Here is a 14,327-nt window from a genome sequence, read left to right on the forward strand (position 1 = left end):
TCATGCTGCGGCCAGTGCATGCCCTGGTACTTTCCTGCCTCGCCTTGACGCCGCTTGCCGGCGCGGCCTTCGCGGCTCAGGCATCTTCCGAAAAGTCAGACGATGCGGCCAAAAAGGCGGCGGACGATCCGGCCAAAAAAGCCGCGGACGATGCGGCCAAGAAGGCGGCGCTCGCGGAGGCGATCAGCGTCTGCGACAAGGGCGCCTCGGTGCCGCTCGATCCCGAAGCCAAGGCGCCGCCTGTTCAGTATGGCGAGCTCTTCCCGCAGGATTTCGATCTGAGCAAGCTCAAGGTCTTGGCCGAGAAATGCCAGGCGGCGATGCTCGGCGCGCCACAGGAAAAGCGGCTGACGCTTGAATGGCTGCGGGTCCAGGTCGCGCTCAACCAGCCGGGACTCACCTTTCTTCTGCCGCAGATCAAGCTCATCGCCGACGGCGGCAGTCCGGAGGCGAATTATCTGCTCTATGAGATCTATTCGGTGCATCGGCACGACAGCGCCGACGCCAGTGCGCCGCCGGTCTCGCGCGACATGGCGCTCGACGCCTTGCAGAAGGCAGGCGCTGCCGGTCATCTCACGGCCCTTGTGACTCTGCTGCATCAGTACAGCGACGGACCGCTGCTGCGCCGCGACGCGCATAAGCTTGTCGAGACCGCCCAGCACATCATCGACGCGCCGGTTCAAGGCCCCTCGCCCGGCGAATGGGACAGCCAGCTCCGCAAGGCCATGCCGCTGCTGATCGCGCAGACGGTGCTGGAGAATGACGGTTTCGCCGCCGAAGAGCAGCAAAAGGCATTTCAAGCCGTGGACGCGGATTCCAAGGCAGGTACCAGTGGACCCGAACCGTCGGTGCTCGCCTATATCAAGGCGCTGCGGCTGGGACGCGGCACGCAGCAGGACGCGGCGAAGGCCAGGCAATTGCTCGAGGCGCGCGTCGCCAGCGATCAGTATGCCGTGCCGATGCTGGCCGACATGCTGGCCAAGGGCGAAGGCGGGCTGGCGGACGGCAAGCGCGCGATCGCGATGCTGCGCGGCGCCACCAAGAACGTCGCCGGCGCCGGGCCGCTGCTCGCCGGCCTGCTGCTCGACGGCAAGGTCGTCGGCCGCCAGCCGCGTGAGGCGATCCAGCTGCTCAATGCCCCATGGGACCTCGACGCCAGCATCAGGCTGGCGAAGCTGCTTCCCGATTATGACGGCTTTCAAATCGACAATCCGGACCAGCTGGTCGAGCGCCTGAGCGACGCCGCCGAGGCCGGCGAACCAGGTGCCGCGCTGGCGCTGGCGCGGCTGCAGCTGTCGGACGATCAGCAGTTCAAGAACGAGGATTTGGCGCGTGCCATGCTGAAGCCGCTGGCGGACGGCGGCGACCGCGAGGCGCTCTGGCTCTACGCCTCGACGCAATATGCCAATCTCGATTCGACCAGCTATCGCCCGTCGCGCCACGACGAGGGGCTGAGCGACGATCAATTGAAAGCGCTGATCGACGAAGGCGAAGCCAGGAAGGAGCAGCAGGCTTATCTGCTGCACGCAAAGCTCCTGCGCAAGGGCGTGGTCTATCCGCAGGACGACCTGAAGGCGACGGCGATGCTGATCAACGCCGCCAATCTCGGCAGCGTCGAAGCGATGGTGCTGCTGGGCGATGCCTATGACGACGGTCTCGGCATCGACAAGAACCCGCGCGAGCGCCTGCATGCCTGGCGCGAGGCGGAGCGGCTCGGCTCGCTCAGGGCAAGGAGCAAGCTCGCCAACGCCTTCACCTTCGACAGCTTCGATCATCTGATGACGCTGCGCGAAGGCATCACCGACCGCATCGCGCTTTACAATGACGGCATCGGCAGGATGGGCGCCGGCGTGTTCGGCGCCAACGACGCCGACATGGAGCTGAGCGGCGTCTTTTCCGGACCGGCCTCCAGCGCCGGAACGGCGGCGATCGCGGCCGCGGTGATGGATGCTTTCCGCGAGGCGCCGGCCGGCCTCGACGACCAGAACCTTGTCGGCATCGGCAAGGCGCTGCCCGATGAGATCCGCGTCGCCATCGAGACGACGCTGAAGAGCGAAGGTTTCTACACCGGCGAGCCGAAAGGCTATTTCGGCCCGGACGCGCGCAAGGCGCTCGCGGCCTGGGTCGACGCGAAGGGCCCGCTTGGCGATGCTCCCAGCCCGCAAGCCGCAGCCGGGACACAGCAGGCCGCGCCGGCTCCGGGCGGCCTCGACGCGGACCTCGTCAACCGCATCCGCGACAAGGTGTTTGCCCAGGCGCAGGCAGCCAAGACCGACAAGCAGAAGCTTGCCGCCATCAAGCAGCTCGGCGTTCTGGCCCGCTACGGCGATCTTCCCTCGCGCTGGGTGCTGGTGCGCAACTACCATCAGGCGCGCGCCATCCGATCGGTGGTGACGCCCGAGGAGATCACTCGCTTCGCGCTGGATATACTGGTGTCGAAGCCGGAGGGCGTCGAGAAGCCGGAATTCGAGTTCATCTTCGACCTGACGCAGATCGCGCAGGATCGGAAATCACGCGCGGTCGGCGGCGCCACGCTGCAAGCGATCCGCGACGATCCGCGCCTGCAGGACCCGCTCACGCTCGGCGCCATCATGGGTCAGTTCGCCTTCGCGCCGGACGCCTGCGACTCCGTGCTCGCCGCCGCCAGGAAAGCCGGCATCGACAGCTTGGGCTCGGACGGATGCGACGAGGACACGCGAACGGCCCTCATTGCCTTCGCCAAGGACAAGGGCGCGTCCGGTGTCGATGCGGCGGCGCGCAAGGCAGCCGTGGATGAGATCAAGGCGCTGGATGCGCAGGCCGCGAAGTAGCAACGCAAGCGAGATGCAGCGCCGCGACGGACCTATTGCGCCTTGTCGACGCGATCAAGGATCGCGCGGTAGCGGCTGCATACGGCGGCGTCCTGGTAGAAATCCACTTCGGTATCGATGATCTGGTCAAGGCTCATTCCGCGATAATGCGCCTTGACCTTCGCCAGGACATCTTGCGCCTGCCTGATGTCGCCCAGTTCGGAATGGCAGATGATAAGGCGGATGAGCGACCATGGTGTCACGGTCGCCATCTTCGCGTAGCAGGCAGCCGCCTCGCGATATCGCCCGGCCGTCGTCAGCAGGACGCCACGGAAGTCGTCGTACCATCCCACGGCGTATGGGTCGCGGCGCTGGGCTTCGGCTATTTCATCGAGCCCTTGCTCCGGCCTGTCCGTGTGATTGAGGAAAATAGCGCGGATGCTGAGAATGAACGGATCGTTCGGATTGAGCGCAACCGCCCGGTCAAGGCTGATTTCCGCTTGCCTGAATTGGCGCAGGTACAAGTGAGCGAAGCCGGTGGCGAGATGCCCATAGGCTTCGTCGGGATCGAGGCCCAATGCTGTTCTTGCGATCTCCAGTCCGGAATGCAAATGGCCGGGATTGTTGTAGTCCCAATAGTACTTGATGGACTCCACGAAGCTCAGCATGGCGTGGGCGGCGGCAAACTGCGGATCGAGCTTTACCGCCTGGCGCAGAAATGGCTCCGCTTCGAGCACCGTGTCATAGACGGCCGCCAGTTGCAGCGCCCGCAGGTAAGACTCATAGGCTGACATGTTGTTGGTTGGCCTGGCCCTGGCGCGCGAAGCAATCGCGGTTCTGGCCTGCCGGGCCAGACGCGCCGCGATCATCCGGGTGATTTCGTCCTGGATGGCGAAAATGTCGTCGAGTTCCCGGTCGTAGTGTTCGCCCCAGATATGGGCCATCGACAAAGCATCGGTTAGCTGCACGGCGACCCGCACCCGGTTGCCGATCTTGCGCACACTGCCTTCGACGACATATTGGACGCCAAGCTTGCTCGCCACCTCCGCCGGGTCATGCGTCTTGCCGCGGAACTGGAACGAGGAGTTCCGCGCGATGACCAGAAACTCCTTATACTTGCCGAGCTCGGCAATGATGTCTTCGGTAATTCCGTCGCTGAAATAGTCCTGCTCCGGGTCGCCGCTCATATTGTCGAAGGGCAGTATGGCGATAGACGGTCTGGACGACGCCGCTGCATCTGCCGAAACCGCGAAGGGTCTGGGCCCTGCATATTTGTAGCCGCGACCATGCACGGTAGCGATCAGCTCGGCAGACAGAAGTTTGCGCAGCGCCGAAATGTGGACCTGCAGCGTGTTCTCCTCCACCACCACGCCAGGCCAGACCGCATCGAAAAGTTCGGCCTTGCCGAGCACCTCATCGGGCCTGTCGAGCAGCATGGCGAGGATGTCGAAGGAACGCGCCGAAAGCTCCACCGGGCCGTTCGGGCCCAGCAACCGCCGTTCGGCTCGCCTCAAACGATAGGTCCCAAACTCCAAGTCCATCGGCCAAGAACCACCCTCACGGGCAGGATAATCCAAGATCACCCTGAAGGCGAACTTCAGGGCCGTTCGGGAGTCTTCGCTTCAAGCAACTTCAGAGCCGTTCAGGACTCTTCAGGTTCGAGCCAAGGACCTGGGTGGGGAGCGGTGCCATTTGTCGCCGTCACTGGAGGACATCATGGCTGACATCCTCACCACCCCGACTTCCGTCCGGCGCTTCAAGCTGGCGCGGCTAAGCTTTCCGAGGCTTGCAATCGGCGCATCGCTCAACGCCATATCCGGCTTGGTGGGCGATGCGCTCAAGATAGCTTATGTGGACCCCTACGCCAGTCTTGGTCGCCAACCGCAAGTCGCCCCGGACGATGATCTCGAAGGCCGAGATCCCAGTTGGTGAGCCATCAGGCCATGGCAGACCGTGAAGTAATCAGAGCGCCCTGAGCCAGACCTTGTTGTCATGGACGGCGGCGCCGCCATAGGGCGCCGGCGCATCGGCGCCGGTCAGCACATTGATGCCCTCGCCCCGTTCATGCGCGCTGTTCGGCCAGATGCCTTCCGCAATCACCACGCCTCGCTTCACGCCGTCGAAGAATCTGGCGTGCAGCACCAGGTCGCCGCGCCGGTTGCCGACCTCGACGCGGCCGCCATTTTCGATGCCGAGCGCTTCGGCATCTTCGCGGTGGATGAGCAGCTCCGGCCTGCCTTCCTTGGCCTTCGATACCGGCGTCTCGGCAAAGCTGGAATTGAGGAAGTTGCGCGCCGGCGAGGTCGCCAGCCGGAACGGATGCTCCTCGTCCGCCACTTCGATCAGCTCGACATGGTCCGGAAATTCCGGCAGCCGCTCGACGGGTCCGAACAGGCCCATGCTTTTCGGCGGCCGGTTGGGCGCCGACTGGCCGGTCCAGTTGGGCCGGAAATGGAACTTCTTGTCGGCATGGCCGAAGCCGTTGATGAAATGCGCGTCGTCGAAGTCGGGCTGCAGGTCGACCCACTTCTGTTCCCTCAAACTATCGAAGCTGCCGAGGCCGCGCTTGCCGAGGATGATGTCGATATGCTCGCGCTCGGTCAGGCCGAAACCCGGACGGTCGCCGACGCCCAGCCGCTTGCCGAGCTCCTCATTGACGTAGTGGTTGGTGCGCGGCCCTTCCGGCGGCTCGATCAGCTTGGGGCCGAGCGTGATGTGCTGGTTGCCGCCGCCCTTGTAGATGTCGTCATGCTCCAGAAACATCGTCGCCGGCAGCACGACGTCGGCGAGCTTGGCCGTATCGGTCATGAACTGCTCGTGCACGCAGGTGAACAGGTCCTCGCGCAGAAAACCCTGTTTCACCAGTCGCTGCTCCGGCGCGACATTGGCCGGATTGGTGTTCTGGATCAGCATCGCCGTCACCGGCGGGCCGCCATAGAGCGCGTCTTGGGCTCCGGTCAGCACCGGGCCGATGCGCGAATGGTCGAGATAGCGGATGTTCGGGTCGCGCATCGCGGTGCCTTCGAGCACATCCTGGTTCAGCTTGAAGATGCCCGAATTGGAATGGAAGGCGCCGCCGCCCTCATATTGCCAAGCGCCGGTGACGGCGGCGATCGAGGACGCGGCGTGCATGTTGATCGAGCCGTTGCGCTGGCGCGCGAAGCCATAGCCGAGACGGAAATAAGTCTTCTTCGTCGTGCCGACGATCCGCGCGAAAGCTTCGATCTCGGCGACGGAGAGCCCGGTGATGGCGGCGGCCCATTCGGGCGTGCGGCTGCGCAGATGCTCTTCGAGCCCGCGCGGATCGTCGGTGTATCTTTCGAGATAGGCGCGGTCGGCGAGCCCATCGCGGAACAGCACATGCATGACCGCGCAGGCGAGCGCGCCGTCGGTGCCGGGCCTCAGCACCAGGCCGAGATCGGCCTGCTTCATCGTGGCGTTATCGTAGATGTCGATGACGACGATTTTCGCGCCGCGCTCTTTCCGCGCCCGCATCGCATGGGTCATGACGTTGACCTGCGTGACCACGGCATTGGTGCCCCAGATCACGACGCAATCGGCCTTGGCCATCTCGCGCGGGTCGGGACCGCGCAAGGCGCCCACACCCATCATCCAACCGGTCCAGGCGAGATTGGTGCAGATCGAGCCGAAGAAGCCTGAATATTTCTTCGCGTGACGGAGCCGTTCGATGCCGTCGCGCTGCACCAGCCCCATCGTGCCGGCGTAGAAATAAGGCCAGACGGTTTCCGAGCCGTATTTCTCTTCCGCCGCGATGAATTTTTCCGCCACGAGGTCGAGCGCCGCTTCCCAGCTCGCTTCCTTCCAGGCGCCCTCGCCTTTGGCGCCCGCGCGCGCCAGCGGCTTCAGCAGCCGGTCCGGATGATGCACCCGGTCGGCATAGCGCGCGACCTTGGCGCAGACGACGCCCGCCGTATAGCTGTTCGCCTTGGCGCCATGCACGCGGCCGATGCGGTTGTTGTCGAGCACCTCGACTTCGAGCGCGCAGGTGGAAGGGCAATCGTGCGGACAGGCCGAATGGCCGATCCGGAGCTTGGCGTGCTGGTTCATGCGGGGTGTTTAGCGGGTTTTGCAGGAGAGGTGTAGGGCCAGACGAGGCTCCTCCTTCTCCCCTGTGGGAGAAGGTGGCCGGGCGAAGCTCGGTCGGATGATGGGTGTTGGAAGGATCGCAACGATTAAGAAATTGGCGCTTGAAGCGCCCTATTCTTCAGCGCCCAGTTTCTTCCAGCACCCCTCATCCATCTCGGCGCTGTGCGCCGATCCACCTTTTCCCACAAGGAGAGAAGGAAAAGGGCGCGCTACTCCGCGATCCCTTCCTCATATTCCGCCGACATCGCCAGCCACTTGTCCTCGTTCACGGCAAGCGTATGGGCAAGCTGCGAGCGCTCCTTGGCCAACCGCGTCGCGGTGGAGGGATCCTTCTCGTAGATCGCCGGGTTGGCGAGCTCGTCCTCGATCAGGTCGATGCGCTTGCGGATGCGGTCCATCAGCGCCTCGGTGGCGCGGATTTCCTTCGCCAGCGGCTCCAATGCCGCGCGGCGCTGGGCGGCCTCGCGGCGGCGGTCGGCCTTGGAAGCCTTGTCGGCTTCCTTCTGCTCGCGGCGGTTGGAGGACACGCCGGTGACCAGCGTCTTATAGTCCTCCAGGTCGCCGTCATAGGGATTGACCGCGCCGTCCTTGACCAGCCACAGCCGATCGGCCGTCGCCTCCAGAAGATGCCGGTCGTGCGAGATCAGGATCACCGCGCCCGGGAAATCGTTCAGCGCATGGATCAGCGATTCACGGCTGTCGATGTCGAGATGGTTGGTCGGCTCGTCGAGGATGAAGAGGTTCGGACCCTCGAAGGCGGACAGGCCCATCAGCAGCCGTGCCTTCTCGCCGCCGGACAGATCCCTGGCCGCTGTGTTCATCTTCTCGGTCGACAGGCCGAACTGGGCGACGCGGGCGCGCACCTTGGCTTCAGGCGCATCCGGCATCAGCCGGCGCACATGCTCATAGGCGTTTTCCTCTGGGCGCAGATCGTCGAGCTGATGCTGAGCGAAGATCGCCACCTTCAGTCCGGGCGCAACCGTGACCGAGCCGGTCTCGGCCTTTAGCCGCCCGGCGAGCAACTTGGCGAAGGTCGACTTGCCGTTGCCGTTGGCGCCGAGCAGCGCGATGCGGTCGTCGGCATCGATACGCAGCGTCATCTTCTTCAGGATCGGGTTGCCTTCGGTATAGCCCACATTGACGCTGTTCAGCGCCACGATCGGCGAGGCGACTGTCTTGACCGGCTCGGGAAAGGAGAACGGCCGCACCGTGTCGTTCACCACGGCGGCGATCGGCTTCAGCTTCTCCAGCGCCTTCAGGCGCGACTGCGCCTGCCTTGCCTTGGAAGCCTTGGCGCGGAAACGCTCGACGAAGGATTCCATGTGCTTGCGCTGCGCTTCCTGCTTGACGCGGCTTTTCTCCTGCAGCTCCCGCTGCTCGGTGAGCTGCCGCTCGAACTGGTCGTAGCCGCCACGCCAGAAGGTCAGCTTCTTCTGATCGAGATGGACGATCGAGTTGACGGCGCGGTTGAGCAGGTCGCGATCATGCGAGATCAGCAACACCGTGTGCGGATACTTCGAGACGTAGTTCTCAAGCCACAGCGTGCCTTCGAGGTCGAGATAGTTGGTCGGCTCGTCGAGCAGCAGCAGGTCCGGCTCGGAAAAGAGCACGGCGGCCAAAGCCACGCGCATGCGCCAGCCGCCGGAGAAGGACGAGGCCGGCCGCTTCTGCGCGGCATCGTCGAAGCCGAGGCCGGCCAGGATGGTGGCGGCCCGGGACTCTGCCGAATGCGCGTCGATGTCGGCGAGCCTGGTGTGTATCTCGGCGATGCGGTGCGGATCTGTCGCGGTCTTCTCCTCTTCAAGCAGAGCCTGGCGCTCGACATCGGCCTTCAGCACGATTTCGATAAGCGGCTCCTCGGTGCCGGGGGCTTCCTGCGCCACCTGGCCGATGCGCGTGTTTTTGGGCAGGCTGATCGAGCCGGTCTCCGAAGGAAAATCACCCGTGATTGCCTTGAACAGCGTGGTCTTGCCGGTGCCGTTGCGGCCGACAAGGCCTGCCTTCGTGCCGGCCGGCAGGGTGAGCGAGGCGTGATCGAGAAGCAGCCGCCCCGCCATGCGCAGCGTAAGGTCGTTGATGATAAGCATAGCCGCGCTTTTGCACGGGACATCGGCGCTTCGCAAGAGCCAGCGTCTGGACGAGGCCTGCCGCGCGGTCTGCAAACGTTCAGCAAAAAAATCGACGGGGCTGGAACCAGTTGCCGACCGAAGCGTTTGGAGGCCCGTGATCCGCTATCTCGCCCTCGCCTTCATCTTCTTCCAGGTCGCCACGACAACCGCGCTGGCGACGCAGGTGGTTCTGTTCGAGAGCGAGACTGCTCCAATTGCTCTTCCAGTTGAATCGACGGGCCGTGCACCGACACAGCCAATCTCCCCGCTTATGGGGCGCGCGACGGAACATTTGCTGATCCAGATCGACAGCGGAAAACAACTCCGGCCATCGCCCATGAATGACTGAGAGGCAGCGCTCCCACCGCCCTGCCGGGCATCTCCCCACAGGAAGGGAGATCGTTCACTCCCGTCTTTCGCCAATCATCGCTGCTTACACTTTGCTTGCCACGTCACGGATTTGGCGTTGATCGCCGCCATTGTCTCAACCTATGCTGGCATAGGCGCCGGGGCCGATTCAAACAGAGGGCAGATCATGTCGAGCAAGACCTCGCTCCTTTCGGCCTCGCTGGCGGTCGCGATTTTCGCAATCGCGGCCGGGCTGCTTCTCACAACGCCCGCGGCCCGCGCGGCAGCCGTCGACTGCGCGACGGCGAAGACGCAGGCCGACCTTGCCACCTGCACGACCGCGAATGCCGCTTCGGCCGACGCAGGGCTCAACGCTGTTTACAAGGCGCTGGCGGCCCGTCTCGCTCCCGCCGACCTGAAACGCCTGCGCGACGCGCAGCGCGCCTGGATCCCGTTTCGCGACAAGGAATGCGCCTTCCGCACCCAGCCCTATGCCGACGGTTCGATCTATTCGAGCCTGGTCGGGGTTTGCAAGGCGGAGTTGACCAAGGCGCGGCTGGCGCAGTTGCAGCACCAGTTGCAATGCCCGGAAGGCGATCTTTCCTGCGTGCCGCAAAGCGGCGGCAGTGCCGCGAATGCCGGCGCCGCGCCTGCGAAGGCCCAGCCTGCCAAGGCCGCGCCTGCGACAGCTAAAGCTGCGCCTGCGACGGCCAAAGCCGCGCTTGCGAAACCCGCCGCAGCCCAGGCTGGCCAGAACGATACGAGGCCATGCGTGCAATCCGCCGGCAAGGCGAAGTCGGACCAATATGTCTCGCAATGCGTCCAGGTTTCGCCGGCGACCAACCCGCCCTGCAATGGCCAGAACGCATGCAGCATGATGATCGACGAGATCAAGCGCGGCTGCGCCATGATCGGCAATGACAATCCGCCGGCCTTCTGTTCCGCCTATAAGGGCTGAGCCGTGCGCCCGCCCAGCCGCAAGCCCGAGGCAATCAACATTCCCGGGCGGAAGATCAATCCGGCGCGGCAAGACAACCGCAAGTTAGGCTTGTGCTCAATATTGGTGCAGCGATCGACGATACCACCAAAAAAGGACAGCAAAATCTTCCGGGCCGGGCATGATGCTTGTCAAAAATTGATTTCAGTTTTTATCCTAAACCTGCAACCTTGCGGACGCGCCGTGAGTCGTGAGTAGGCGCCAACGATAACTTGGTCCAAGCAACTTGGCCCTTGCAATGTCAGGAGCTCACGATGGGCGAAGCGGTCAACGATCTGCGAACGCTGAGATATGTGGCGGAGATCGCGCGCAGGCTGGCGAAGATGCTCTCGCGCACGCGCTACCAGATGCTCGTCTATTTTCTTGAAATGACCGCCGTAGAGGCGGACAGCCTCGCCGCCGAGCAGGATCGCGACCGCCACGACGAGAGCAAGCCGCCCCGCAACTGATGCCGGGTGTTCGGCGCGTTGGCAGAGACCACTTTTGCGGGATTGCTTGAAGCGCGTCGCGCTGAAACGGATTCAGGCGTGGCGCTGTCAGTCTTCGTTTGACGCATGTGGATGTCCCAGAACCGCTGCGCGCTTCCGGGCGACTGGCATCAATTGCCTTTCTTCTCCAGGCCGCTCATGCGGTCCAGGATGGCGAGGCATTTCAGCCGCCGCGCCTCGATGACCACGCGGTGCTCATGCTCGAGAATGGCGCGCTCGAAGTCGTCCAGCGCGGCGAGCGCGGCGTGCAGATCGGCGGGGGGACGTCCCAACGAAAACAGCACGCGCCGCGCTTCGACCCCCCTCGGCCGCGCCGACGGACACCTGTCCGGCCACGCGGCGACGCAACATGCCGAGAGCGGTCCGACGGCCGCGCCATGACGATGGCGCGGCCTCATTCATTGCCTCAGGCAGCACCTCGGTCCGGCCTCACGCCTTGCCCTTGCGCTTGCCCTTGCCCGCATCACCGCCGGCCGGCTTGCGGCCGAGGCCGGAAGATTTGGCCAGCGCCGAGCGAGTTGCCGAATAGCTGGGCGCCACCATCGGATAATCGGCAGGCAGGCCCCATTTGGCGCGGTATTCGTCCGGCGTCAGGCCGTGATCGGTCGCAAGGTGGCGTTTCAGCGACTTGAACTTCTTTCCGTCCTCCAGGCAGACGATGTGATCCGGGAAGACCGAACGCTTCGGGTTGACGGCGGGCGTCAGCGCCACCGCCTCCTTGACGACGCTGCCGCCGGCGAGCTTGCGCACCGATGCGCTGACGCTGGCGATCAGATCAGGCAGGCCGGAAGCAGGGAGCGGATTGTTGCCGACATAGGCGGAGACAATGTCGGCGGTCAGTTCGATTGCAGTCTTATCGTCGATGTTGGACAATTTTTTCACCTTCTGCCGGCCCTCAAATCGCCAGCTTGTTTTTAAGACTTTTGTCGGTGTATCGAATTGGACAAGCCCCCCAACGGACCGTCCAGAGTCAGTAAAGCTACGCGACTCAATACCGGATTATGTTTCTACGCTGGCTGCAAACGCGCAAGTTAGGATTTCTAATAGCTATAACAGATGTTTTATAGCACCGGTGGTCCGGCTGGATAGGTAAAACCTACGGTGGCACTCGGTCGGCCAAGGAAGTTGCTGAAAAATCGAAGTTCAGGCCAAGTTCCGCCACGGTAACGATAATCCGCCGGTTGGATGTCGGCCATTCGCGCTTCCGCGGCGCCAGGGCAAATCGCTCATTTGACGGCGACGCCGCGCCTGATATCCGCCGAAGGGCTGTCCGCCAGGATTTCCAGCACGCGTTTCCAGCGCGCGCAGCGGCCAAAGTCCCTTTGCTCGATAGCCTTTTCCGCCTTCATGGCTGCATAGAGCGACGCTTCCGCGCCAAACTCCCTGACCAGCCAGTGCGCCTCCTGTCTGGCGCGGCGTTCGTCCTCGTCAACGGGCATTCTGGACATTGTGCCTGGTCTCCGTACCTTCGATGCCGACCGCGAGGCAACTGCCAATGACGAGGACGGCGCCGGCAAGCGCCGTCATCGACAGGCTTTCGCCCGACAAGGTCAGAAGAAACGTGGAAGCGATCGGCGTCAGATAGGCGACGACCGCTATTTTCCCGCCGTGATCGAGCTTTGCCGCGCGCGACCAGAAATAGTAGCCGAGCCCCATCGGGCCGGCGCCGAGATAGAGGCCGAGCAGGAGATGCGCACCGGTCAGGCGTCCAGCGCCGTCATGCAGGCACCAGGCAAAGGTGAGCGCGACGCCGATGAGTGCCGAGGGCAATAGCAGACGCTCCGGCGACACGCCAAGGCGGCCGACGGTAAGCGAGTAGAAGGCCATGCAGAGCGCCGAACCGAAAGCGGCGAGATAGCCGACGACGCTGCCGCCTCCGAACCAGGCCCTGTTGAACCAAAAATGCGCGCGCCCTCCGGAAATGACCAGCGCCACGCCGGCGAAGCCGACGGCCGCGGCCAGCCCGAGCAGCAGTGGACGACGCGGCCGGCCCAAAAGGATAACCGCCGCGGCGGTCATCAGCGGCCAAGTATAGGCGACGAGGTTCGCCTCGATGACCGGCATCGAGGCGAACCCGATATATTGCAGCACCATGGTGCCGACCAGACCAAGGAAGCCGACGGCGTAGGCGGCAAGCGCGGGCCTCCCCCTCTCCCCTTGTGAGAAAAGGCGTCGCCGAAGGCGACGAGGTGCTGGACGGAGTGAGGCTTTGTCATCGTCAGGCGCGAGTGCCAGACGGGACAAATCGCGTTCCTTCCAACACCCCTCATCCGTGTCGGCGCTACCCGCCGATCCAGTGCTCATCAGCCGGATCAGCGCGAAGACCAGGGCCGCCCCGCAAAATTGCAGGAACTGCACTTGCGACACCGGATAGAGGGCAAGCAGCGTCTTGCCGACCAGGGCGTTGGTCGCCCAGAGCGCCACCGCGCCGAGGGCGAAGGCCAGCGCCGCCGCGGGGGCGGCGCTGGAACGGTCCTGACAGTCCGGCACGACCGGGCCGAGGCTCAGCGACGCTGAGGGCGGCTGGCGCTCGACCGGATCGTTGGTCACTACCACGACTCCCTTGCTCCGCCGGAAACCGGCTCAGCGGCGGGCTGCGGCATGGGATGCTCCTCGGCGTGGCGCCGGTAGGCGGGCAGCTGGTTGGTCCAGACATCCTCGGCCAGTTCGTTCACCCAGGCACGGTCATGGTCGTTGTCGGCGGCGAGGTAGAACATGCGGTTGTCGTCGACATAGGGCTTGGTCGCCGAGCGCTGGTTGAGCACCAGCGTGACGCGCTCGCCGAGCTGGATCGGCGCGGTGCGGTGGAGCACGCCCAGGAACTGGCCGAGCGTGGCGTAGTTCATCTTGTGGTCGATGCGCATGATCTTGTTGCGCGGCAGGTCGCGGCCGGATTCCAGGATGGAGCGGCCGGTCTCGGAATCGTCGCAATAGATTTCAAGATGACCGCCGATGAGAGGGTCGCTGATCGACAGCGGGATGAGCTCCGTCACCGGAACGCCGTCGCAATGCCATTCGACGGCGCCGTCCCTGGGGTTCATGAAGGTGACGGTCGAACCGACGATCGACAGCGGATAGGGCTCGAGCTTGGTGCCCATCATGTCGGACAGCCTTTCCAAGCGCAGCTTGTCGTGCAAAAGCTCTTTGATTTCGGGAATATAGCGGTCGGCGCCGGTGATAAAGGTGAGGTCGAGGTGTTTGTGAACGGCGTGGCTGGCCTTCAGCTTCAGGGCAGCTTCCTCGATCGCGGCAAGCAGAGCCGGATCGTAACCGTGACGATACTGGGCGACGCCGAAGGTCGAGACTTTCCAGGCGGTCTCATGACCAATGATGGCCTCGCGGCTCATTGCGCAACGCAGTTCGGGAATTGTATGGGCGTTCATTCTACTTTCTCCAAGATGGGGGCAACACTTGGTTAACAGTCATTTAAACGCCCACCCCTGTAAATTTAGGAATGCTGGTGGTAGCGTAAGCCCAGCTTAAGGTCGAA

General features: G+C 63.9%; 13 protein-coding genes. 5 read left to right on the forward strand and 8 right to left on the reverse strand.

Annotation, left to right across the window (positions count from 1 at the left end):
* The first annotated feature begins 2 nt into the window (after positions 1–2).
* Positions 3–2,810 carry an SEL1-like repeat protein gene (locus DPM35_RS01335; protein WP_112125542.1) on the forward strand — a complete coding sequence of 936 codons (2,808 nt, stop codon included), beginning with the start codon at positions 3–5 and terminating at the stop codon, positions 2,808–2,810.
* A gap of 32 nt (positions 2,811–2,842) precedes the next feature.
* Here the strand turns inward: DPM35_RS01335 and DPM35_RS01340 are convergent, their stop codons facing one another.
* Positions 2,843–4,366, reverse strand: a complete 1,524-nt coding sequence (locus DPM35_RS01340; protein ID WP_245431391.1) for a winged helix-turn-helix domain-containing tetratricopeptide repeat protein — start codon at positions 4,364–4,366, stop codon at positions 2,843–2,845.
* A 139-nt stretch (positions 4,367–4,505) separates the two neighbouring features.
* Between DPM35_RS01340 and DPM35_RS01345 the strand changes: the two genes are divergently transcribed.
* The gene (locus DPM35_RS01345) at positions 4,506–4,721 is read left to right on the forward strand and encodes a hypothetical protein (protein WP_112125544.1); all 216 of its coding nucleotides are present in this window, start codon (positions 4,506–4,508) and stop codon (positions 4,719–4,721) included.
* A 30-nt stretch (positions 4,722–4,751) separates the two neighbouring features.
* Here DPM35_RS01345 and DPM35_RS01350 read toward each other — a convergent pair whose 3' ends face one another.
* Together DPM35_RS01350 and DPM35_RS01355 are read right to left on the reverse strand one after the other, a co-directional pair.
* Positions 4,752–6,857 carry a molybdopterin oxidoreductase family protein gene (locus tag DPM35_RS01350; protein ID WP_112125545.1) on the reverse strand — a complete coding sequence of 702 codons (2,106 nt, stop codon included), beginning with the start codon at positions 6,855–6,857 and terminating at the stop codon, positions 4,752–4,754.
* 248 nt (positions 6,858–7,105) lie between these two features.
* Positions 7,106–8,983 carry an ABC-F family ATP-binding cassette domain-containing protein gene (locus tag DPM35_RS01355; RefSeq protein WP_112125546.1) on the reverse strand — a complete coding sequence of 626 codons (1,878 nt, stop codon included), beginning with the start codon at positions 8,981–8,983 and terminating at the stop codon, positions 7,106–7,108.
* Positions 8,984–9,119: 136 nt separating this feature from the next.
* Here DPM35_RS01355 and DPM35_RS32125 point away from each other — a divergent pair, with 136 nt between their 5' ends.
* The 3 genes from DPM35_RS32125 (at position 9,120) to DPM35_RS01370 (ending at position 10,798) form a co-directional block, all read left to right on the forward strand.
* Positions 9,120–9,353: a hypothetical protein gene (locus tag DPM35_RS32125; RefSeq protein WP_146767905.1), complete on the forward strand. Its 234-nt coding sequence runs from the start codon at positions 9,120–9,122 to the stop codon at positions 9,351–9,353.
* 186 nt (positions 9,354–9,539) lie between these two features.
* Positions 9,540–10,310, forward strand: coding sequence for a lysozyme inhibitor LprI family protein (locus DPM35_RS01365; RefSeq protein ID WP_146767906.1), 771 nt, complete (start codon positions 9,540–9,542; stop codon positions 10,308–10,310).
* A 293-nt stretch (positions 10,311–10,603) separates the two neighbouring features.
* On the forward strand, positions 10,604–10,798 hold the full coding sequence (locus DPM35_RS01370; protein ID WP_112125549.1) for a hypothetical protein: 195 nt from the start codon (positions 10,604–10,606) through the stop codon (positions 10,796–10,798).
* A 149-nt stretch (positions 10,799–10,947) separates the two neighbouring features.
* On the opposite strand, the gene DPM35_RS32320 is transcribed toward DPM35_RS01370, so the two are convergent.
* From DPM35_RS32320 to DPM35_RS32330, 5 genes are all read right to left on the reverse strand, one after another.
* Positions 10,948–11,121, reverse strand: a complete 174-nt coding sequence (locus DPM35_RS32320; RefSeq protein WP_181591885.1) for a hypothetical protein — start codon at positions 11,119–11,121, stop codon at positions 10,948–10,950.
* A gap of 145 nt (positions 11,122–11,266) precedes the next feature.
* Entirely contained in the window at positions 11,267–11,710 is a 444-nt protein-coding gene (locus DPM35_RS01380; protein ID WP_112125551.1) for a Ros/MucR family transcriptional regulator, read from the reverse strand.
* A 353-nt stretch (positions 11,711–12,063) separates the two neighbouring features.
* On the reverse strand, positions 12,064–12,285 hold the full coding sequence (locus DPM35_RS01385; RefSeq protein ID WP_245431392.1) for a hypothetical protein: 222 nt from the start codon (positions 12,283–12,285) through the stop codon (positions 12,064–12,066).
* Positions 12,266–13,345 (reverse strand): DMT family transporter, encoded by a 1,080-nt coding sequence (locus DPM35_RS01390; protein WP_245431434.1) that lies wholly within the window; start codon positions 13,343–13,345, stop codon positions 12,266–12,268. Before DPM35_RS01390 ends, DPM35_RS01385 begins: the two co-directional genes overlap by 20 nt.
* 41 nt (positions 13,346–13,386) lie before the next feature.
* Positions 13,387–14,220, reverse strand: coding sequence for a hypothetical protein (locus DPM35_RS32330; protein WP_181591886.1), 834 nt, complete (start codon positions 14,218–14,220; stop codon positions 13,387–13,389).
* Between the last annotated feature and the right edge of the window lie 107 nt (positions 14,221–14,327).

The organism is Mesorhizobium atlanticum (assembly GCF_003289965.1).
Classification (GTDB): Bacteria; Pseudomonadota; Alphaproteobacteria; order Rhizobiales; family Rhizobiaceae; genus Mesorhizobium; species Mesorhizobium atlanticum.

Bases quoted from the DNA above. Each gene is read 5' to 3' on its own strand.
- DPM35_RS01335 (WP_112125542.1), top strand. From the start codon at position 3: ATGCTGCGGCCAGTGCATGCCCTGGTACTTTCCTGCCTCGCCTTGACG.
- DPM35_RS01345 (WP_112125544.1), top strand. From the start codon at position 4,506: ATGGCTGACATCCTCACCACCCCGACTTCCGTCCGGCGCTTCAAGCTG.
- DPM35_RS01350 (WP_112125545.1), bottom strand. From the start codon at position 6,857: ATGAACCAGCACGCCAAGCTCCGGATCGGCCATTCGGCCTGTCCGCAC.
- DPM35_RS01355 (WP_112125546.1), bottom strand. From the start codon at position 8,983: ATGCTTATCATCAACGACCTTACGCTGCGCATGGCGGGGCGGCTGCTT.
- DPM35_RS01365 (WP_146767906.1), top strand. From the start codon at position 9,540: ATGTCGAGCAAGACCTCGCTCCTTTCGGCCTCGCTGGCGGTCGCGATT.
- DPM35_RS01370 (WP_112125549.1), top strand. From the start codon at position 10,604: ATGGGCGAAGCGGTCAACGATCTGCGAACGCTGAGATATGTGGCGGAG.
- DPM35_RS01385 (WP_245431392.1), bottom strand. From the start codon at position 12,285: ATGTCCAGAATGCCCGTTGACGAGGACGAACGCCGCGCCAGACAGGAG.
- DPM35_RS32330 (WP_181591886.1), bottom strand. From the start codon at position 14,220: ATGAACGCCCATACAATTCCCGAACTGCGTTGCGCAATGAGCCGCGAG.